The sequence below is a fragment of the Falsiphaeobacter marinintestinus genome (genome assembly GCF_007923355.1).
GTDB lineage: Bacteria > Pseudomonadota > Alphaproteobacteria > Rhodobacterales > Rhodobacteraceae > Phaeobacter_A > Phaeobacter_A marinintestinus.
In genome coordinates this window covers 521,979-542,133 of record NZ_VOGO01000001.1, presented here as the reverse complement: position 1 = coordinate 542,133, position 20,155 = coordinate 521,979, and the positions used below count along the sequence as shown (strand labels likewise).

Below are 20,155 nucleotides of genomic sequence, written 5' to 3'. Positions count from 1 at the left end.
TCATATGACACAATAATTCGAAGAATTTGCTAAAGAAAGGGTAAGTTTCCTTCCGTGGCAGTAGGCATATTCCTTGGTGCAACAGGAGACTTGGCCGATGCCCCTTTCACACTTCCGCAGCACTATAGAAGCCGCCACTCACACCGGAACGCTGCAGGATGGCGTGATTGGGGAGGGTATGATGATTCCTGGTTTGTATGGCGACGTCCCGCTGACCTATGCGGATTATGTCGCCTCGGGGCGCGCGATGCGGCAGGTCGAAGAGTTCGTGATGACCGAGGTTTTGCCGTTTTATGCCAACAGCCATACCGAGTCGTCTTTTTGCGGGGCGCATGTCACGGGCCTGCGCCGCGCGGCGCGGGCCGAAATTGCCCGCCTTGTTGGCGCCGGACATGGGGATGCGGTGATTTTCACTGGGTCGGGGGCCACGGCGGGTCTCAACCGGCTGGTCACTTTGCTGGGTATACCCCGCGCCGATCAGGCGGTTGTTTTTGTTGGCCCCTATGAACACCATTCGAACTTGTTGCCGTGGCGTGAAAGTGGGGCGCAGGTCGTCGAGATCACTGAGGGCCCGCAGGGTGGTCCGGATCTGGACGCCTTGAAGGCCGCTCTGATCAAACACGCCAGCTCCGACTTGTTGATCGGCAGCTTTTCGGCGGCGTCAAACGTCACGGGCATCATCACCGATCCTGATCCTGTCAGCCGCCTTTTGAAGGCACACGGGGCTTTGTCTGTCTGGGACTATGCGGGGGGAGGTCCGTATCTTCCGATGGACATGGCGCGCGGAACCGATGCGCAGAAAGATGCCATCGTTGTGTCGCCGCACAAGTTCCCCGGCGGACCGGGGGCGTCGGGCGTGTTGATCGTGAACCGGGATGCGGCCACGGCGCAAACTCCCAGCTGGCCGGGCGGGGGCACCGTGTCATTTGTATCGCCCTGGGGCCATGAGTATTCCGACAGTCTGGAAGCGCGGGAAGAAGCCGGGACACCCAATGTGATCGGCGATATCCGCGCGGCACTTGCGTTTATCGTCAAAGACGTTGTCGGGCAGGGCACTATTACCTCACGCGAGGCCACCTATAACGACATCGCGCTAGAGGGTTGGGCCGACAATCCGCATTTGACTCTGTTAGGTGTCGACGATGCCCCGCATCGCTTGCCGATTTTTTCGTTTGTGGTGCGGGACGCCGCCGGTCAGCCAGTCAATCCTCTGCTTGTCACAAGGATGCTGAGCGATATCTATGGGATACAGGCGCGTGGCGGCTGTTCTTGTGCGGGACCGTATGGCCACAAACTGCTGGGAATTGATCGTGAAACGTCGGATCGTCTGCGCGATAGTATCTTGTCGGGTCAGACGACGGAAAAGCCCGGTTGGGTCCGTCTGAACTTTAGCTACATGATGGATGAAACGACGGTGCGCCGCATTGTCGATGCCGTTAACCAGCTGAGCCACACGGTGCGCGATCACGCCCGCCATTACCAGATTGACCCGTCAACCGGCACCGTCATGCGCATAGCACAAGCGGCTTGATCTTTGTCGCTTTTCCTCGGGTCGCGGGGCCGTTATTACGGGGCGGATAAGGAGCCTCGTTATGACAAAGATCACCCCGCAGCCCGGCATCATGGACATCGCGTTGTATGTCGGCGGGAAGTCGTATCTGGACGGTGCGGGCGAGGTTTTGAAGCTAAGCTCGAACGAAAACCCGTTGGGTCCTTCTCCGAAGGCGCTAGCCGCATTTCAGGGCGCGACGGATCTGCATCTCTATCCGCCGACTGATCACGCAGATCTGCGCGCCGCGATTGGCAAAACTTGGGGGCTTGAGCCCGACCGGATCATTTGTGGAGTGGGCAGCGACGAGGTTCTGCAATTTGTTACTCAGGCTTACGCGGGGCCGGGGGATGAGATTATCTATACCGAACACGGGTTTTCGATGTATCCGATCCTGGCGCGGATGGCCGGGGCGACGCCAGTGTGTGTGGCCGAACAAGAACGTGTCGTGGATGTCGATGCCATCCTTGCCGCCGTTAACGAACGCACGCGCATCGTGCTGCTGACCAATCCCGGCAACCCGACTGGCACTCTGATTTCCGACGCTGATCTGGTGCGGCTGGCCGATGGTCTTCCCTTTGACGTGATATTGGTCATTGATGGGGCCTATACCGAATATGCCGACGGCTATGACGGCGGGGTCGATCTGGCCCGGGCGCGTCATAACGTTCTGATGACGCGGACCTTTTCCAAGATCTATGGTCTTGGCGGGCTGCGGATCGGGTGGGGGTATGGCGATCAGGAACTGATTGATGTGATGAACCGCATCCGCCAGCCGTTCAACCTGTCGAATGCCCAGCTTGCGGCTGGCGCAGCAGCGGCGCGGGATGATGATTGGTTGACCCGTTGTAGTGCTTTGAACGCGGAACAACGTCCGCGTCTGGCTGCGGCGTTGCGCCAGCTCGGGGTGGCCTGTGACGACTCTCAGACCAACTTTGTTCTGGCGCGGTTCGCGGATGAGGCCGAAGCTGCGTCGGCGGATGCCGCCTTGCAAGCCGATGGCATCATCGTCCGCCGGGTGGGCGGGTATGGTTTCCCCGAGGGCTTGCGGATTACGGTCGGCGACGCGGGTCAGACCGGGCGGGTCATCGCTGCCCTGACCGGGTGGAGAGAAAACCCATGAGCCAGATTTATGACCGTGTTGCCCTGATCGGTCTGGGTCTGATTGCATCGTCAATGTTCTGGGCGATGAAGCGCGGTGGCCTTGTCGGCGAAGTGACCGGATATGCCCGAAGTGCAGAAACCCGCGACACGGCCCGCCGCATCGGGTTGTGCGACAGGGTATGCGACAGCGCTGCCGAAGCCGTCGAAGGTGCGGATCTGGTGGTGTTATGCGTTCCCGTCGGCGTTATGGGCGCTGTGGCCGCAGAAATTGCCCCGATGCTGAAACCCGGTGCAACGGTCACCGATGTCGGGTCGGTCAAACGCCACGTGATTGAAGCGGTGTCGCCACATCTGCCGGACAATGTGTTTTTCATCGCTGGCCACCCGCTGGCCGGAACCGAGCATTCGGGGCCCGAAAGCGGCTTTGCCGAGCTTTTTGACAACCGGTGGTGCCTTCTGGTCCCGGTCGACGGGACACCCGAAGAACCGGTCGAACGCCTGCGCCATCTGTGGGAGGGAATGGGGTCGAATGTCGAAACCATGGATGCCGATCACCATGATCTGGTGCTGGCCGTGACCAGCCACGCGCCGCATCTGATTGCCTATACGATGGTTGGTGTGGCCGACGACCTGCGTCGTGTAACCGATAGCGAGGTGATCAAGTATTCGGCGGCCGGGTTCCGGGACTTCACCCGGATCGCGGCCAGTGACCCGACCATGTGGCGCGATGTATTCCTGACCAACAAAGATGCCACGCTGGAAATCCTGGGCCGGTTCACCGAAGAACTGTTTGCTCTGCAACGCGCGATCCGAACCGGTGACGGCGATCACCTGCACGACTATTTCACCCGGACGCGGGCAATCCGACGTAGCATTATCGAAGCCGGGCAAGACACCGATGCCCCCAATTTCGGCAGATCCCATCAGGTGACGAAATGAGACGTCTTTCCACCGCCCTTCTGGCTGGACTTATTGCGCTGCCCGTCTTGGCAGCAGCTCCGGAACAATCAACGCGTCCGGTCGCGCGCGGCGGGCTGGATGTGGATGGCTTGGATGACGTGGTTCGTCCACACACCCGTCCCGTAAAGGCGTCTGTTTCCTTTGTGGCAGCTCCTCAGGAACAGTTCGCATATCCCGATACCTCGCCGTTCCCGTTCGCGCGCCCGAAAAGCCTTGAACAGAAGGTGCTGTTCGGAAAGCGGAAAAAGAAAAAAGGCTCCGTCTGCGGCAATATTGATATTCAGGGCGAAAAGGCCGGTGACATCCCCGGCAAGATCCGCGGCTGCGGGGCCCAGGATGCGGTGCGGGTCAAATCCGTTTCGGGTGTCGCGCTAAGCCAGCAGTCCCTGATGACCTGCGAAACAGCCGAAGCATTGAACAAATGGATGGAAAAGACGGTCAAGCCGACCTTCCGCCAACGTGGGCCGGTCGTTGAGATCAAAGTGGCTGCACATTACATCTGCCGGACGCGCAACAACCAAAAAGGTGGTCGCATATCCGAGCATGGCAAGGGCAAGGCGATCGACATTTCCGCCTTTACCATGATGGACGGCGAAGTCATCACCGTCCTTGAAGGCTGGAAACGTGGCAGCTCCCGGCGGTTGCTGCAAAAAGTCTGGAAAGGTGCCTGTGGTCCGTTTGGAACCGTTCTGGGCCCCGAAGCCGATCGCTATCATCGGGATCATTTCCATTTCGATACAGCAAGTTATCGCAGCGGGTCGTATTGTCGCTGACGCTTGGGCCCGCGAACAGTTATCGCAGGATGATCCGGGGCGCTGGTCCCAAAGGCAGCGGTCCAAGTGCAATGAACCCGTCGCGAAAGTTCAGCTGAACATCCAACGTGTTGGGGTTTCCGCCCATGCTGGCCAGCATGCCGAGCACCCGTTCGGCGGGTCCGACGGCTTGAACCGGGATCGCGCCTGCGGATTGCGCCATCGCCAGCATTTCACGCCAGTTTTCGGCCTGAACGGCGATGATGCCGGTTGGAATGCCAGCTTCGTCCACGGTCACATCGCCAGCCGCTTTCAGACGCAGCGCCCCCCAATGCATTTCGGCCAGCTTCACCCCGATGATCCGCGGTTGCGGGCGACTGTCTTCCAGCGCGGTGCGGTCCCATACGCGGTCAAAAGTCACTGACATCTGCAGTTCCAGCGCCTCGAAACTGCGCGGCAGAGATTCCATTGACCGGGTCAGGCGGCGCAACCCGTCGCCCGGCGTAAATCGATCAGCAGCGGCGTCAAAATCATAGGTTTGCGGTTGGTCGGTTTGCACCATCGACAGGGTCAGGCTGTTGGCGCCCACAACTTCGCCGCCGTCATCGATCACCAGCCAGTCGCCGGCTGTCAGTGTCATCCGCTCAAGCTCAAGGGCGACGCCGGGGTGCAGATGCAACTCGGCCTGCATGTCTTCGGCTTCGAGGATCGACGTCTGGTCAAAATAGGAAAACCGCTGCGGTGTATCGGCAAAGCTCAGGGTCTGGCGCCCGGGCCATATTGCGGGGCTTTCCAGGCGCAGCCAATCGGCTTGCCATGCGGTTCCGTTGGCCGGATCGGCAAGGGCCGGGCTGGTCAGCGTGTTGGTGTGGGTCAGGGGATATCCTGCGGTCGACAAGTCGGCGTAATCCGCCTGCCAGCCGCGCGCGGCTTGCGTGTCGAACCATGTGGCGACCCCTGTGCGCAGCCCATACGCGGCAATGGCCCAATACAGCGACCAGACCAGGGCCAGCCCAATAACGATTTTCAGCAGTCGGATCATCCGCTCGCCCCTTTTGCCTGCTTTGCTTTTGGTGTTTACAGGCGCAAACCATCAAGGACCAGCAAGATGACGATGTGGGTGTTCGGATACGGGTCGCTTTTGTGGAACCCCGGCTTCAATGTGGCGCAGCAGCAGGTTGCGACACTGCCGGATTATCACCGGTCGTTCTGCATGCGCTCGATCCATCACCGCGGAACCGAAGACCAGCCCGGTCTTGTGCTGGCGCTGGATGAGGCCCCCGGAACCCACTGCAAGGGACTGGCGCTGGCTGTTGCGGCGGGTGAAGAGGCGCAGACGCTGGACTATCTGCGCGAACGCGAGCTGATTTCGTCGGCCTATGTCGAACGCGATCTGGAAATCGACCTTCACACGGGTGAACGGGTTACGGCGGTGACATATGTGATCGACGCCGACCATGTGCAGTATTGTGGCGGTCTGGAGCTGGAAGAACAGGCGCAAATCATCTCGACCGCCGTGGGCGGACGGGGACCAAACACCGAGTATTTATTCAACACAGCCCAACATCTGACCGAAATTGGCCTGCATGACCCAGATCTGGACTGGCTGGCGGGGCGGGTGCGTGGTCTTTTGGCATAAACCGTTGGCGTCAAGTATATATTTTCTATAAACTTACCACAGAGCAGAGAAAGTCAGGACCTCAGCCGAATGGCCCAGCGAGAGCGCGAACACCGGCCGCAGTTTTCCCAACCGGTTCGCCAGATTGTATTGATGCTGATCGCCTCCGGCCTGGCCGGGTTTGGCGCATTTGTCGCCATGCCCAGCGTATTGCCGGTCTTTATGGCGAACCTGTATCTGAATGGATTCATCTTTGCGGTGTTCGTCATCGGCGTTTTGTCCTGTTTCTGGCAGGTCAATCAGTTGATCGGATCTGTTCGATGGATCGAACGCTTTGCCGCTGGCGAGGCCAGTCCGAGTGATCGGGCGCCACAACTGCTGGCGCCTCTGGCGTCGCTTTTGCGCGCGCGCGGTGCCCGGATGCAGATCAGCGCGACATCGACGCGGTCGATCCTTGATTCGGTTGCGCAGCGTATCGACGAAGAACGCGAAATCACGCGCTATATCGTCAACCTGCTGATCTTCCTTGGCCTTTTGGGTACGTTCTATGGTCTCGCGACAACTGTCCCGGCTGTTGTCGATACCATCCGCAGCCTTGCCCCGCGGGAAGGTGAAGAGGGGCAGGAAATCTTTAACCGTCTGATGACCGGGCTTGAGGCACAGTTGGGCGGTATGGGCGTTGCCTTTGGCTCCTCGTTGCTGGGCCTGACCGGTTCGCTGCTGGTCGGCTTGCTGGAACTGTTTGCCGGACATGGCCAGAACCGGTTCTATCGCGAACTGGAAGAATGGCTGTCGTCGATTACCCGCCTTGGATTTGCATCCGGCGAAGAAGGCTCCACCGAATCTGACGTCATGTCAGGCGTGCTGGAAAGCCTGTCCGAACAGATGGATGCCCTGCAGCAGATCTTTGCGGATTCTGATGCAAGCCGCATGGCCGTCGACACCAAGCTTGGTCGCCTTGTCGATGCGATCACTGACATGAACGACCGTCAGGATCAGTCCGAGGCAATATCAGCCAGTTTGGAACGGGTTGCCGTGGGGCAGGAGACATTGATCGAAGCCATGCGGGCCCATGATGCAGTTGGCGGCATGGATGCCGAAAGTCGGATGCGCCTGCGTTCGATCGACGTTCAGATGTTGCGTATTCTGGAAGAAATCTCGGCCGGGCGTCAGGAAAGCCTGACAGAGCTGCGCAAGGATATCGAACTGCTGGCCAAGGCCGTTTCAAGCGCGCGGTCCCCGGGCCGCAGCCGGGCGGGCGGCGCCACCCGCCAACAGCAACCACGCCGCGACGACAAGCAGGGGGGCTGATCGGTGCCCCTGTCACGTCGTACCGGGCAACGATTCCAAGGGGCGATCTGGCCGGGTTTTGTCGATGCGATGACCGGCCTGTTGCTGGTGTTGATGTTCGTTCTGACCATTTTCATGGTGGTTCAATACGTGCTGCGCGAGACGATCTCAGGACAGGAAAGCCAGCTCGATGAACTGGCCGCCGAGGTCAGCGCGCTGGCCAGTGCTTTGGGAATGGAAGAGCGTAAATCCAACCAGCTGGAAGCGCGGATGGGGTCGCTCAACACGACGCTGAATGAAACCCAGTCCGATCTGGACGCCGCCCGCGACACGCTCGCCAGCCAATCGGCGCTGATCGCATCGCTGACAAGCGAGCGGAACGCGCAGGACGCCGCCTTGGCCGAGGCGCAAACCCAGATAACCGGGTTCGAGGCGCAGGTCGCCACCCTTCTGGCCGATCAGACTCGGGCGCGCGACAGTATCGCTGCATTGGAAGCGGACAAGGCCGATCTGGAAGCCGCGCAGACTGAGTTGCTGTCTGAACAAGAGGCGCTGAACCTCGCTTTGGCGCAAAGTCGGGACGAAATTGATTCTCAGACCGAATCCGCCCGTCTGGCCGCAGCGCAACGCGAAGCACTTGAGGCTTTGATCGCGGATCTGGAACAAAAGGGCGAAGCGCTCAGCAGTCAGGTTTCCGATCTTGAACAAAAGCTGGATAGCGAAGAAGCCGCCCGGCTGGTCGAAGCCGCCGCTGCACAGGCCCTGCGTGACAGGCTTGAAGATGCGGATGCCGAACTGACGGCGATGACACTGGCGCTGGAACAACAAAGGCAGGATGCCGAGGATACGCTGACGCTGCTGGCCGCCGCCGAAACCATCAAAGAGGATCTGAACGCAAAGCTGGCCGATGCCGTCGCACAGCTTGAATCCGCCAATGCGCAGGCGCAGGCCCGTGATGAACTGGCCGAACGCCTGACCCGGGTGCTGGCTCAGATGGAAGTCACGCAGGCGGAAAGCGCACAAACCGTTTCGGCGCTGGAAGCCGAGCTTGGACGGTTGCGCGCCGAAACCAACCAAACCCGGTCAACACTGTCGGCCGAACTGATCGCTGCCCAAGAGAAAGAGGCTGCAACCCGCACAGCCCTTGAGACCCAACTGGCGCAAGCGCGTGCCGATGCCGATGCCGAACGTGCTGACCTGCAGGCCCGCCTGAGGGCAGCCGAGGCGAAGTCTGCTGAGGATCGCGCCGCACTTGAAACGGAATTGTCCCGGCAGCGCGCCAACAATGTGCAGACCCGGTCTGAATTCGAAGCCGAACTGACCCATCTGCAGGCCGAGAATGCGCAGATCCAAAGAACGTTCGAAGAGCGTCTGGCCCTTTTGGAACAGGAAGCGGCCTCGGTTCAGGCATCCTTGCAGGATGAATTGACCAAATCTCAGGTTGAAGCGGATGCAGCGCAGGCGGCTTTGGAAGCCCAGTTGGCACGCTCGCGTGTTGACGCCGACACCGCGCAATCGGCCCTGAACGAAGAGCTTGCGCAGGTCAGGGCAGATACGTCTGCCCGGATCGCGTCGCTTGAGGCGCAGATGAGCCAGTTGCAGTCAGAGTTGGCCGCGGCGCGTTCAAACGTTGCCGAGACCGAAGAAGACCGCGCGTCGGTCGAGGGTCGATTGCTGGCGGCGCTGGAAAAGCTGGAGCAAGCGCAGGTCCAGGAAACCGAACAGGACGAATTGCGCCGCCGCCTGATGGCCGCGCTGGCCGCACGCCGGGCCGCCGATGCGGCTGCGGCTGAACAGCTGACCCTGGCTGAGCAACGGGCCGTTTTGTTGGCCAAGGCGCGTGAAAGTCTGTCCGAACAGGAAGAGATCTCGACCGAGGCGCAGCGCCAGACCGCGTTGCTGAACCAGCAGGTGGCGGCTTTGCGGGGGCAGTTGGGCAGTCTGCAGGCGCTTTTGGATGACTATAAAGACCGCGATTCGGCGGCGCAGGTGCAACTGCAGAACCTTGGACAAGACCTGAACTCGGCTTTGGCCCGGGCCGCGTCCGAAGAACGCAAACGTCGCCTTCTGGAAGAGGCAGAGCGTAAACGTCTTGAGGCCGAGGCGGTGGCCCGCGCCGAAGAAGCCGAAGCTTTGAAGGCGCAAGCCAAGGATCTGGAACGTTACAAATCCGAGTTTTTCGGGCGTCTGCGCGAAGTTTTGGGCGATCAGGAAGGTGTGCGGGTTGTCGGCGACCGGTTCGTGTTCTCATCCGAGGTTTTGTTCCAGCCGGGCAGTGCTGATCTGTCGACCGAAGGTGCAGTCGAGATCGCCAAGGTGGCGCTGATCCTGCGTCGGATCGCGCGTGAAATCCCGTCCGAGATCGATTGGGTCATTCGGGTCGATGGCCATACCGACAACGTGCCGCTGTCAGGGACGGGAGAGTTCGCGGATAACTGGGAACTCAGCCAGGCGCGGGCGTTGGCCGTGGTTCGGTACATGGTGAATGACCTCGCCATCCCACCAACGCGGCTGTCAGCCAATGGCTTCGGAGAGTACCAGCCGATCAATACGGACGACACGCCAGAGGCCCGTGCGCAAAACCGCCGGATCGAATTGAAGTTGACCGAAAAGTAATGCGGATCAGTTGATGGTCATGCGGGTGGATTGCCGACTGACCTCTGCCCCCTTGCGGGTCAGAATGGCTGTTCCGGAATAGGTACCTTCTGCCCAAGGCCCTTGGGTTCGACGTTTTCCGGCGGCGCGAAAAAACTGGGCCTGCGGTTTTTCCAACGTGATCGCCTTGTTCAGGAACGCCCCATCCGGCCCTTCGATTTCAAGCGTCAGCACGTCGCCTTTTTGCCCGCCATACGCAAAGGCAAACAGAACCAGTCCCGGCGCATCTGGTTCCAGCGTGGTCTGTGCCGCGCTGCCTTGCTTTATGGCGTCGTATTCGGGAAGCCCTGGAAAGAAACCGGCATAGATCACCCCGCCGGGCGTGTATTCAGGTGTGTCCGCCCACAGATCAGACGTCGGCGTATCGCAAGCGACCGACATGTCAGGTTGATACGGGTCAACAACGGTTCCGTTGTGCCGTACCGACAAATGCAGATGCGGAAACTGGGTCTGACCGCTGAGCCCCACCTGACCAAGAACAGTCCCAGATTCGACCCGCTGGCCCTGAGCGACCCGAAGCGAGCCGGATTTCAGGTGGCAATACTGGGTTTCCCATCCGTCTTCATGTCGAATGACGGTGCCATTGCCGCATTCACGGTTATCGACTTCAACATCGCCCGGTTGGTAAATGCGGTCGGCCATGCCATCCCGCAAGCCCGCGACGATCCCGGGCGCGGCGGCCAGAACATCGACGCCGCGATCCATATCCTGCAGGGTCGGCAGCGCAAAATCGGTGCCTTTGTGACCGTCATAGCTGAGCGTGCCACAGGTGAAATCCTGCACATCTGCGCTGGGATCGCGGTCAACGAAATGCTGCACGTAACAGCTTTCACCAGGGGTACAGTCGATCGGCAGATCCAAAACAAGTTCGCCCGCCGCTGGATAAGCGGCGAGCGACAACACTGCGGCAATTGCCGTCTGTTTCATTCGGCCGTCAGGAGCGGCGGCTTGTCGCCCGAGATGCGCGGCTTGGCCGGGCCTTCGATGCTGAGATCCAGTTCGCCGTTCTTGACAGCAACCTTGACCACGCCGCCTTTGGCAAGCTTGCCAAACAACAGTTCTTCGGCCAGCGGCTTCTTGATGTGCTCCTGGATCACGCGACCCAGAGGGCGCGCACCCATCTTGTCGTCATAGCCCCGGTTGGCCAGCCATTCTGCCGCCGGACGGGTCAGTTCGATTGCAACGCCACGGTCCAGCAGTTGCGCTTCAAGCTGAAGCACGAACTTTTCGACAACCTGCAGAATAACCTCTTTCGGCAGCGGAGCGAACGAGATCACCGCATCCAGACGGTTACGGAATTCAGGCGTGAACGTCCGCTCAATGGCAGCGGTGTCTTCGCCCTCGCGCCGGTCGCGGCCAAAACCGATGGCGGCTTTGGCCTGTTCGGATGCCCCGGCGTTCGAGGTCATGATCAGAACCACGTTGCGGAAGCTGACAGTGCGCCCGTTGTGGTCGGTCAGTTCGCCATGATCCATGACCTGAAGCAGGATGTTATAGACATCCGGGTGCGCCTTTTCCATTTCGTCAAGCAGCAGCACGCAATGCGGATGCTGGTCGACGCCATCGGTCAGCATGCCGCCCTGATCAAAGCCAACATAGCCCGGAGGCGCACCGATCAGACGGCTGACCGCGTGTTTCTCCATGTATTCCGACATGTCAAAGCGCAGCAGTTCCACACCCAGAATATCAGCAAGCTGTTTGGCGACTTCGGTTTTGCCGACGCCAGTGGGGCCAGCAAACAGATAGTTGCCAATGGGCTTTTCAGGTTCACGCAGGCCTGCACGGGCCAGCTTGATCGCGCTCGACAGGGCGTCGATGGCGTCGTTCTGACCGAACACAACACGTTTCAGCGACTTTTCAAGGTCTTTCAGAACCTCGGCGTCGTCCTTGCTGACGCTCTTGGGCGGAATCCGCGCGATCTTGGCCACGACGGCCTCGATCTCTTTGGTGCCGATGGTTTTGCGCCGCTTGGATTCGACCACAAGATGCTGTGCCGCACCGGCCTCGTCGATGACGTCGATGGCCTTGTCGGGCAGTTTGCGGTCATTGATATAGCGCGCCGAAAGCTCGACGGCGGTCTTGATCGCATCGGCGGTGTATTTGACGCTGTGGTGCTCTTCGAAATAGGGCTTGAGACCCCTGAGGATCTTTACAGTGTCATCCACTGACGGTTCGTTCACATCGATCTTCTGGAACCGGCGCGACAGGGCACGGTCTTTTTCGAAATGCTGACGGAACTCTTTGTACGTGGTCGACCCCATGGTGCGCAGCTTGCCGCCCTGAAGGGCAGGCTTGAGCAGGTTTGACGCATCCATAGCGCCGCCCGATGTGGCACCGGCACCGATCACGGTGTGGATTTCGTCGATGAACAGAACCGCATCGGGGTGTTCTTCCAGTTCGGTCACAACGGCCTTGAGACGCTCTTCGAAATCGCCACGATACCGGGTGCCCGCAAGCAGGGCGCCCATGTCGAGCGAATAGATCGTTGCATTGCGCAGGATTTCCGGCGTCTCACCAGAGACAATCTTGCGTGCCAGACCTTCGGCGATGGCGGTTTTGCCAACGCCTGGGTCGCCCACCAGAAGCGGGTTGTTCTTGCGGCGGCGGCACAGCACCTGAATGCAGCGCTCGACCTCTTCGTCGCGCCCGATCAGGGGATCGATATCGCCATCCCGCGACTTGGCGTTCAGATCGACACAATACTTGGCCAGCGCGCTTTCTTTCTGCTCGGCCTCGGGGGCGGATGTACCATGCGTTTCGTCGTCGGAATCGTCCGACCCCTGAACCGGGCGGGATTCGCCATAGGCGGGGTCTTTGGCAACACCATGCGCGATATAGTTGACCGCGTCATAGCGTGTCATGTCCTGCTCTTGCAGGAAATAGGCGGCATTGCTTTCGCGTTCGGCGAAAATCGCGACCAGCACATTGGCGCCGGTCACTTCGGTCCGACCCGAAGACTGAACATGGATCGCAGCGCGCTGGATCACGCGCTGGAACGCAGCCGTGGGAACAGCCTCTGATCCGTCGATGTCTGTGACAAGGTTCGAAAGATCCTCGTCAATGAATTCATTCAATGTCCCGCGCAATTCGTCGGTATCGACACTGCAGGCCTTCATGACCTGCAATGCGTCAGGTTCGTCCAGCAACGACAGCAGCAAATGCTCCAGCGTTGCGAATTCGTGTCGCCGTTCGTTCGCCAGCGCAAGGGCGGCGTGGATGGCTTGTTCTAGTGTGCTCGAGAATGAAGGCACAGGCGTGCTCCTCTGGTCTGGGTCGAGATATTGGGGATCGATCTGTGGCCGTTCCCCGTACCAACCATGTCTTGATAATATTAGAGTTTGGTTGATACCGCTCCGGCTTCAAGTATTTTCTTTAACTTTTTGGTCACATTCTGCGTTTCTACCCGGCGGGCGCGCGAATTGATGGCGTCAGAAGCTGTCTTTCCGGGCGCGGATCTCGGCAAATACAGCAGCTGGGTCGGCGCCGTCCATCCCCATACTGTGCTGGATTCCCGGCTCTGCGGCCCGCAGGAACGGGTTTGTTGCCAACTCAAGCGCCAACGACGACGGAACTGTGGGTTGCCCGGCGGCACGTTTTTCCACGATGTCGGCAATCCGCGCTTGCAGGTCCGGGTTGTCGGGTTCGATGGTTTCAGCAAAACGCCCATTGGCCTGTGTGTATTCATGCCCGGAATACACGATGGTGTCGGCAGGCAGCGCGGCAAGCTTTGACAATGACTCCCACATTTGAGCAGGCGTTCCTTCGAACAAACGCCCACATCCCAGCGCCATCAGGCTATCGGCCGTGAACACAGCGTGGCTGTCAGGAAAGTGAAATGCGATATGACCGACCGTATGACCGGATACGTCAATGACCACGCCAGGCTCACCACCAACAGTGACGCTTTCGCCTTCGTTCAACTGAACGTCCAGCGGCGGCAGACGGTGCGCGTCTGCGGCGGCGCCAACGACTTTTGCGGGATGGGTTTGCAAAATCTCGGCCAAGGCATCGACATGATCCCAGTGATGGTGTGTCAGCAACACTTGGCTCAGCTTCCATCCGCGTTCGGCCAGCGCATTCAGAATGGGTTTGGCTTCGGGGGCATCGACCAGGGCCGTTTCGCCGCTGTTAGGGTCATGAGCCAGAAAAGCATAGTTGTCGCTGAGGCACGGGATAGTGAGGATCTCAAGAGGCATGGCCTTTTGTCCTTTGCTTGATAGACTGTCCCCAACCTTGACCGAGGAAACGGGCGCCCGCAATGCATCTTGATGTGCAGGACCTTCGCAATTTCTATTACCGCAGTACCCTGGGTCGGGCCGCTCAGGCGGCTATTCGGGAAAAAGTGTTGGGGCTTTGGCCGGAAGCGCATGGTCAGACCGTGGTCGGCTTTGGCTTTGCTGTGCCGCTGTTGCGTCCTTACCTGACTGATGCCAGACGGACGATCGCGTTGATGCCGGGCCCCCAGGGCGTGATGCCCTGGCCTGCGGGCCTGCCCAATGTGTCGGTCCTGTCCGAAGAAACCCTGTGGCCGATTGATACCGGGCGTGTCGACAAGCTGATCGTGATGCACGGGCTTGAAACCTCGGAACGCCCGTCGATGCTGCTGGAAGAATGCTGGCGCGTGTTGGGGCCGGGGGGTAAGGCGCTGTTTATCGTGCCGAACCGGGCCGGGCTGTGGTCGCGCAGTGATCAGACGCCGTTCGGATATGGTCGACCGTATACGTTGGGTCAGCTTGAAGCCCAGTTGAAACAGCATCAGTTCCTGCCAGAGCGTCACGGCGCGGCGCTGTACCGACTGCCATCGCGCAAACGCTTCTGGCTGAAGTCCGGCGGGATTCTGGAAGGCATGGGCCGCAGGCTTCCGACCGTGCTGGCAGGTGGCGTGTTCGTTGTCGAAGCATCCAAGCGGGTTCTGCCGCCCAGCGGAACGGTTGTGAAAGACCGTGCGAAACGCCCCATCGAAGTCTTGGAAGGATTCGCAAAGCCCGCCTGAGCCAATTTGTGATCACAAAGTCATTTTGGCGCCCCATGCCCGGGTTGGCGTGCCCGTCTATCCGCTGTTTTGAGGCTGCCGACAGCAAGGGGCTGCCGGACAATTTCGCGTGCAGGAATCGCGAAAACCTGCAAAATTGTTGTAGTTTTCAACTCCGGCCAGACGCGCAAACGGTCGCACTTTTAGTAAGGTGTTGAAAAACAACGATTTAGTGCAAATGGCGTTACCGCTATAGTATGTTGCGGGGTTGGGATGGCTCTGCTACATCCACGCTGATTTTGATGGTTTGCACTCAAGCGGGCCGTCTTCACGCCCCCGGGCGTCGCAATATGGCGGCAAACCGGGGCCAAAATGTCGGAAGGGTGGACGTGTCCGAACCAGCTTCGATTTCCGCAGGCATTGCTCAGCGCTATGCCGCCGCGATCTTTGAGATCGCGAAAGAACGCAAGAACCTCAGCGGTCTTGAAACCAGCATCAATGATCTTGAAGCGGCTCTGAATGAAAGCGCGGACCTGCGGGGCGTGATTTCTTCGCCGCTGCTGTCGCGCGCCGAACAGGAAGCCGCGATTTCAGCCGTTGCCAAGAAAATGAAATTGGCCGGCGTCATGCAAAACGCGCTGGCTCTGATGGCGCAAAAACGCCGTCTGTTCGTTGTTCCCGCCCTGCTGCGCGCCCTGCGTGACCAATTGGCAGACGAGCGCGGCGAAATCACTGCCGATGTGACCACGGCTCAGCCGCTGACCGATGCGCAATCGAAAAAGCTGGCCGAGACCCTGACCAAACGCGTCGGAAAAGCCGTCACCATGAATACTGCCGTCGATGAAAGCCTCATTGGCGGTCTTGTCGTTAAAGTGGGTTCGAAAATGATCGACACGTCGATCCGCTCGAAGCTCGCGTCCCTCCAGAATGTAATGAAAGAGGTCGGATAAATGGGTATCCAAGCTGCAGAGATTTCTGCAATCCTGAAGGACCAGATCAAGAACTTTGGTCAAGATGCCGAAGTGGCAGAAATCGGCCGCGTGCTGAGCGTGGGTGACGGTATTGCCCGTATCTACGGCCTCGACAACGTTCAGGCCGGTGAAATGGTCGAATTCCCGGGTGGCATCATGGGCATGGCCCTGAACCTGGAAGCCGACAACGTCGGTGTCGTGATCTTCGGCTCTGACCGCGACATTAAAGAAGGCGACACCGTCAAGCGGACCAACTCCATCGTGGACGTTCCGATCGGTCCGGCTTTGCTGGGTCGCGTCGTAGACGGCCTGGGTAACCCGATCGACGGCAAAGGCCCGATCGAAACAACCGAGCGCGGCGTTGCCGACGTCAAAGCGCCGGGCATCATCCCGCGTAAGTCGGTTCACGAACCGATGGCAACGGGCCTCAAGTCAGTTGACGCGATGATCCCGATTGGCCGTGGCCAGCGAGAGCTGATCATTGGTGACCGCCAGACCGGTAAGACCGCCATCGCGCTCGACACCATTCTGAACCAGAAAGTGTACAACGAAGCCGCTGGAGACGACGAAAGCAAAAAGCTTTACTGCGTCTACGTGGCGATCGGCCAGAAGCGGTCGACCGTTGCTCAGCTGGTCAAGAAGCTGGAAGAAAGCGGCGCCATCGATTATTCGATCGTCGTGGCTGCAACCGCGTCCGAGCCTGCACCAATGCAGTTCCTGGCACCTTACGCCGCAACCGCGATGGCAGAATACTTCCGCGACAGCGGCAAGCACGCGCTGATCATCTATGATGACTTGTCCAAGCAGGCCGTTGCATATCGTCAGATGTCGCTGCTGCTGCGTCGTCCGCCCGGACGTGAAGCTTATCCTGGTGACGTCTTCTATCTCCACTCGCGCCTGCTGGAACGTTCGGCCAAGCTGAACGAAGACTATGGCTCGGGTTCGCTGACGGCTCTGCCGGTCATCGAAACCCAGGGTGGCGACGTTTCGGCGTTTATTCCGACCAACGTGATCTCGATCACCGACGGCCAGATCTTCCTGGAAACCGAACTGTTCTATCAGGGCATCCGTCCTGCTGTGAACACCGGTCTGTCGGTTTCGCGTGTGGGTTCGTCGGCTCAGACCAACTCGATGAAGTCGGTTGCCGGTCCGGTGAAACTGTCGCTGGCCCAGTATCGCGAAATGGCGGCCTTTGCCCAGTTCGGCTCTGACCTTGACGCCGCAACTCAGCAGCTGCTGAACCGTGGTGCGCGTCTGACCGAGCTGATGAAACAGCCGCAGTATTCGCCGCTGACCAACGCCGAAATCGTTTGCGTCATCTATGCTGGTACCAAAGGCTATCTCGACAAGGTTGACGTCAAAGACGTTGGTCGCTTTGAGGCTGGCATGCTGGCGCACCTGCGCAGCAAGCACGCCGAACTTCTGGACTTCATCACCAAAGAAGATCCCAAGATCAAAGGCGATGCCGAGGACATGATCAAGGCCGCGCTGGACGAATTCGCAGCTGACTTCGCTTAAGGGGGGACGAGGCAATGCCGAGTCTTAAGGACCTTAAAATCAGGATCGAGTCGGTCAAATCGACCCGCAAGATCACCAAAGCCATGCAGATGGTGGCCGCGGCGAAACTTCGCCGTGCCCAGGAAGCTGCTGAAGAGTCGCGCCCCTATGCCGAACGGTTCAACGCCGTTATGGCCGGGCTTGCCGCTTCGGTCGGTGGATCGGACAGCGCCCCCAAACTGCTGAGTGGCACGGGCAGCGATCAGGTACAGCTTTTGGTCGTCATGACCTCTGAGCGTGGCCTGTGTGGCGGCTTTAACACCAACATCGTCAAGCTGGCCCGCGCTCACGCGGACCGGCTGGGGGCCGAAGGCAAGACAGTCAAAATTCTGACTGTCGGCAAAAAAGGCCGCGACTCGATGAAACGGGAATATGGCGACCGCTTTGTCGGCCATGTCGATCTGAGCGAAGTCAAGGTGATGGGTTATGCCACCGCCCAGGACATCGCAAAAGACGTTCTGTCCCGCTTTGACGGGGGCGATTTCGACGTTGCGACGATCTTCTATGCGAAGTTCGTCAATGTCGTCACCCAGGTGCCCACGGCCCAGCAAATCATCCCGGCCTCGTTCGAACAGACCGAGGACGATGCTGGTGCGGCTCTGTACGATTACGAGCCCAGCGAAGAAGCCATTCTGGCCGACCTGCTGCCCAAAGGCGTCGCGACCGCGATCTTCAGCGCTCTGCTGGAAAATGGCGCGTCCGAACAGGGTGCCCGCATGAGTTCGATGGACAATGCGACACGCAATGCTGGCGACATGATCGATAAGCTGACCATTCAGTATAACCGCTCGCGTCAGGCCGTGATCACCAACGAGCTGATTGAAATTATTTCCGGCGCCGAGGCGCTGTAAAAGACAACCGGAGACGAAACATGGCAAACGCAAAAGGCAAAATCACCCAGGTGATCGGCGCCGTTGTGGACGTGCAGTTCGGCGATGATCTGCCTCAAATCCTGAACGCCCTGACCACTGACAACAACGGTAAAACACTGGTACTCGAAGTTGCTCAGCACTTAGGTGAAAACACCGTTCGCACGATCGCGATGGACGCAAGCGAAGGTCTGGTTCGCGGTCAGGAAGTGACCGACACCGGCGCGCCTATCGCTGTTCCAATTGGTACGCCCACTCTGGGCCGCATCCTGAACGTCATCGGCGAGCCGGTTGACGAAAAAGGCCCCGTCGAAGCAACCGGTACGCGCCCCATTCACGGCGACGCACCTGCGTTCGAAGAACAGTCGACAGCCACCGAGATCCTGACCACAGGTATCAAGGTCATCGACCTGCTGGCCCCCTACACCAAGGGTGGTAAAATTGGTCTGTTCGGCGGTGCCGGCGTTGGCAAAACCGTTCTGATCATGGAACTGATCAACAACATCGCGAAGGTGCACTCGGGTGTGTCCGTGTTCGCCGGTGTTGGTGAGCGGACCCGTGAAGGCAACGACCTTTATCACGAAATGATCGAATCCGGCGTTATCGTTCCCGATAACCTGCCCGAGTCGAAAATTGCTCTGGTCTACGGCCAGATGAACGAGCCTCCGGGTGCGCGTATGCGGGTTGCTCTGTCGGGTCTGACCCTGGCGGAACAGTTCCGGGACGACACGGGTTCGGACGTTCTGTTCTTCGTCGACAACATTTTCCGCTTCACACAGGCCGGTTCCGAGGTTTCGGCTCTACTGGGTCGTATTCCTTCGGCTGTGGGCTATCAGCCGACACTGGCCACCGACATGGGTGCGATGCAGGAACGGATTTCGTCGACCAAAAACGGTTCGATTACATCGGTTCAGGCCGTGTACGTTCCTGCGGATGACTTGACCGACCCCGCGCCGGCCACATCGTTTGCCCACCTCGACGCAACCACCGTTCTGGACCGTGCGATTTCGGAAAAGGGTATCTATCCCGCCGTTGATCCGCTGGGTTCGACCTCGCGTCTTCTGGACCCGCTCATCATCGGTGATGAACACTACAAAGTCGCCACCGACGTGCAGCAGGTTCTTCAGCGCTACAAGTCGCTTCAGGACATCATCGCCATTCTTGGCATGGATGAACTGTCGGAAGAGGACAAACTGGCCGTTGCCCGTGCCCGTAAGATCGAACGCTTCCTGTCGCAGCCTTTCGACGTTGCGAAAGTGTTCACTGGCTCGGACGGTGTTCAGGTTCCGCTTGAAGACACGATCAAATCGTTCAAAGCGGTTGTTGCTGGCGAATACGATCACCTGCCCGAAGCAGCCTTCTACATGGTTGGCGGCATCGACGACGTGATCGCAAAAGCCGAGAAACTGGCCGCAGAAGCGGCATAAGGGGGGTCTCATGGCAGACACCATGCAATTCGATCTCGTCAGCCCTGAGCGCAGCCTTGCTTCGCTTCAGGCCAGCGCGGTCCAGCTTCCCGGCGCGGACGGGGACATGACGGCAATGCCGGATCATGCCCCCACCATCACCACGCTGCGGCCCGGTATCCTGAAGGTCGAAGGACCTGAAGGCACCACCGAATACGTTGTGACCGGCGGGTTCGCCGAAATCGGCGGATCGGCGATGTCGGTGCTGGCCGAAAAGGCCATCCCGGTGACCGAGGTCAACCGCGGACATCTGGACGAGCTGATCGCGGACGCCCGCGTGGCGCACGAGGCTGCCAAGGAAAAGTCCGAGCATCCGTCTATCGTGGATGAAGCGGCCAAGCTTCTGGCCGACATGGAAGCCCTGGGCGATCACATGTCGCTCTGATCCGTCT

Annotated in this window: 17 protein-coding genes; 13 read left to right on the top strand and 4 right to left on the bottom strand. The window is 59.4% G+C overall.

Annotation, left to right across the window (positions count from 1 at the left end; all coding sequences use genetic code 11):
* Positions 1 to 97 precede the first annotated feature (97 nt).
* The 4 genes from FOY56_RS02695 to FOY56_RS02680 all read left to right on the top strand — a co-directional run bounded on the left by FOY56_RS02695 (position 98) and on the right by FOY56_RS02680 (position 4,386).
* Positions 98 to 1,531, top strand: a complete 1,434-nt coding sequence (locus FOY56_RS02695) for an aminotransferase class V-fold PLP-dependent enzyme (protein ID WP_146344248.1) — start codon at positions 98 to 100, stop codon at positions 1,529 to 1,531.
* Positions 1,532 to 1,592: 61 nt separating this feature from the next.
* Positions 1,593 to 2,672, top strand: a complete 1,080-nt coding sequence (gene hisC, locus FOY56_RS02690) for a histidinol-phosphate transaminase (RefSeq protein ID WP_146344247.1) — start codon at positions 1,593 to 1,595, stop codon at positions 2,670 to 2,672.
* Positions 2,669 to 3,592, top strand: a complete 924-nt coding sequence (locus FOY56_RS02685; RefSeq protein ID WP_146344246.1) for a prephenate/arogenate dehydrogenase family protein — start codon at positions 2,669 to 2,671, stop codon at positions 3,590 to 3,592. Before hisC ends, FOY56_RS02685 begins: the two co-directional genes overlap by 4 nt.
* Complete coding sequence (locus FOY56_RS02680) at positions 3,589 to 4,386, top strand: extensin-like domain-containing protein (RefSeq protein ID WP_146344245.1); 798 nt, start codon at positions 3,589 to 3,591, stop codon at positions 4,384 to 4,386. The genes FOY56_RS02685 and FOY56_RS02680 overlap by 4 nt, the downstream gene beginning before the upstream one ends.
* Before the next feature lie 19 nt (positions 4,387 to 4,405).
* On the opposite strand, the gene FOY56_RS02675 is transcribed toward FOY56_RS02680, so the two are convergent.
* A complete protein-coding gene (locus tag FOY56_RS02675) occupies positions 4,406 to 5,407 on the bottom strand; it encodes a DUF2125 domain-containing protein (protein WP_186766220.1) in 1,002 nt (333 codons plus the stop codon).
* Between the two features lie 66 nt (positions 5,408 to 5,473).
* Between FOY56_RS02675 and FOY56_RS02670 the strand changes: the two genes are divergently transcribed.
* The 3 genes from FOY56_RS02670 to FOY56_RS02660 all read left to right on the top strand — a co-directional run bounded on the left by FOY56_RS02670 (position 5,474) and on the right by FOY56_RS02660 (position 9,889).
* The gene (locus tag FOY56_RS02670) at positions 5,474 to 6,004 is read left to right on the top strand and encodes a gamma-glutamylcyclotransferase (protein WP_146344244.1); all 531 of its coding nucleotides are present in this window, start codon (positions 5,474 to 5,476) and stop codon (positions 6,002 to 6,004) included.
* Positions 6,005 to 6,073: 69 nt separating this feature from the next.
* The gene (locus tag FOY56_RS02665) at positions 6,074 to 7,294 is read left to right on the top strand and encodes a biopolymer transporter ExbB (protein WP_146344243.1); all 1,221 of its coding nucleotides are present in this window, start codon (positions 6,074 to 6,076) and stop codon (positions 7,292 to 7,294) included.
* A 3-nt stretch (positions 7,295 to 7,297) separates the two neighbouring features.
* The gene (locus FOY56_RS02660; RefSeq protein WP_146344242.1) at positions 7,298 to 9,889 is read left to right on the top strand and encodes a peptidoglycan -binding protein; all 2,592 of its coding nucleotides are present in this window, start codon (positions 7,298 to 7,300) and stop codon (positions 9,887 to 9,889) included.
* Positions 9,890 to 9,895: 6 nt separating this feature from the next.
* Here the strand turns inward: FOY56_RS02660 and FOY56_RS02655 are convergent, their stop codons facing one another.
* The 3 genes from FOY56_RS02655 to gloB all read right to left on the bottom strand — a co-directional run bounded on the left by FOY56_RS02655 (position 9,896) and on the right by gloB (position 14,124).
* A complete protein-coding gene (locus tag FOY56_RS02655; RefSeq protein WP_146344241.1) occupies positions 9,896 to 10,855 on the bottom strand; it encodes a M23 family metallopeptidase in 960 nt (319 codons plus the stop codon).
* A complete protein-coding gene (clpA, locus tag FOY56_RS02650) occupies positions 10,852 to 13,179 on the bottom strand; it encodes an ATP-dependent Clp protease ATP-binding subunit ClpA (RefSeq protein ID WP_146344240.1) in 2,328 nt (775 codons plus the stop codon). Before clpA ends, FOY56_RS02655 begins: the two co-directional genes overlap by 4 nt.
* 177 nt (positions 13,180 to 13,356) lie before the next feature.
* Entirely contained in the window at positions 13,357 to 14,124 is a 768-nt protein-coding gene (gene gloB / locus FOY56_RS02645; RefSeq protein ID WP_146344239.1) for a hydroxyacylglutathione hydrolase, read from the bottom strand.
* A 62-nt stretch (positions 14,125 to 14,186) separates the two neighbouring features.
* Here gloB and FOY56_RS02640 point away from each other — a divergent pair, with 62 nt between their 5' ends.
* From FOY56_RS02640 to FOY56_RS02615, 6 genes are all read left to right on the top strand, one after another.
* Positions 14,187 to 14,921: a methyltransferase domain-containing protein gene (locus tag FOY56_RS02640; RefSeq protein ID WP_146344238.1), complete on the top strand. Its 735-nt coding sequence runs from the start codon at positions 14,187 to 14,189 to the stop codon at positions 14,919 to 14,921.
* Between the two features lie 368 nt (positions 14,922 to 15,289).
* Positions 15,290 to 15,850: a F0F1 ATP synthase subunit delta gene (locus FOY56_RS02635; protein WP_146344237.1), complete on the top strand. Its 561-nt coding sequence runs from the start codon at positions 15,290 to 15,292 to the stop codon at positions 15,848 to 15,850.
* Entirely contained in the window at positions 15,851 to 17,389 is a 1,539-nt protein-coding gene (atpA, locus tag FOY56_RS02630) for a F0F1 ATP synthase subunit alpha (protein ID WP_146344236.1), read from the top strand.
* A 14-nt stretch (positions 17,390 to 17,403) separates the two neighbouring features.
* Positions 17,404 to 18,279: a F0F1 ATP synthase subunit gamma gene (locus FOY56_RS02625; RefSeq protein ID WP_146344235.1), complete on the top strand. Its 876-nt coding sequence runs from the start codon at positions 17,404 to 17,406 to the stop codon at positions 18,277 to 18,279.
* Positions 18,280 to 18,299: 20 nt separating this feature from the next.
* A complete protein-coding gene (gene atpD, locus FOY56_RS02620; protein ID WP_146344234.1) occupies positions 18,300 to 19,724 on the top strand; it encodes a F0F1 ATP synthase subunit beta in 1,425 nt (474 codons plus the stop codon).
* 10 nt (positions 19,725 to 19,734) lie between these two features.
* Positions 19,735 to 20,148: a F0F1 ATP synthase subunit epsilon gene (locus FOY56_RS02615; RefSeq protein ID WP_146344233.1), complete on the top strand. Its 414-nt coding sequence runs from the start codon at positions 19,735 to 19,737 to the stop codon at positions 20,146 to 20,148.
* Positions 20,149 to 20,155: the final 7 nt, after the last annotated feature.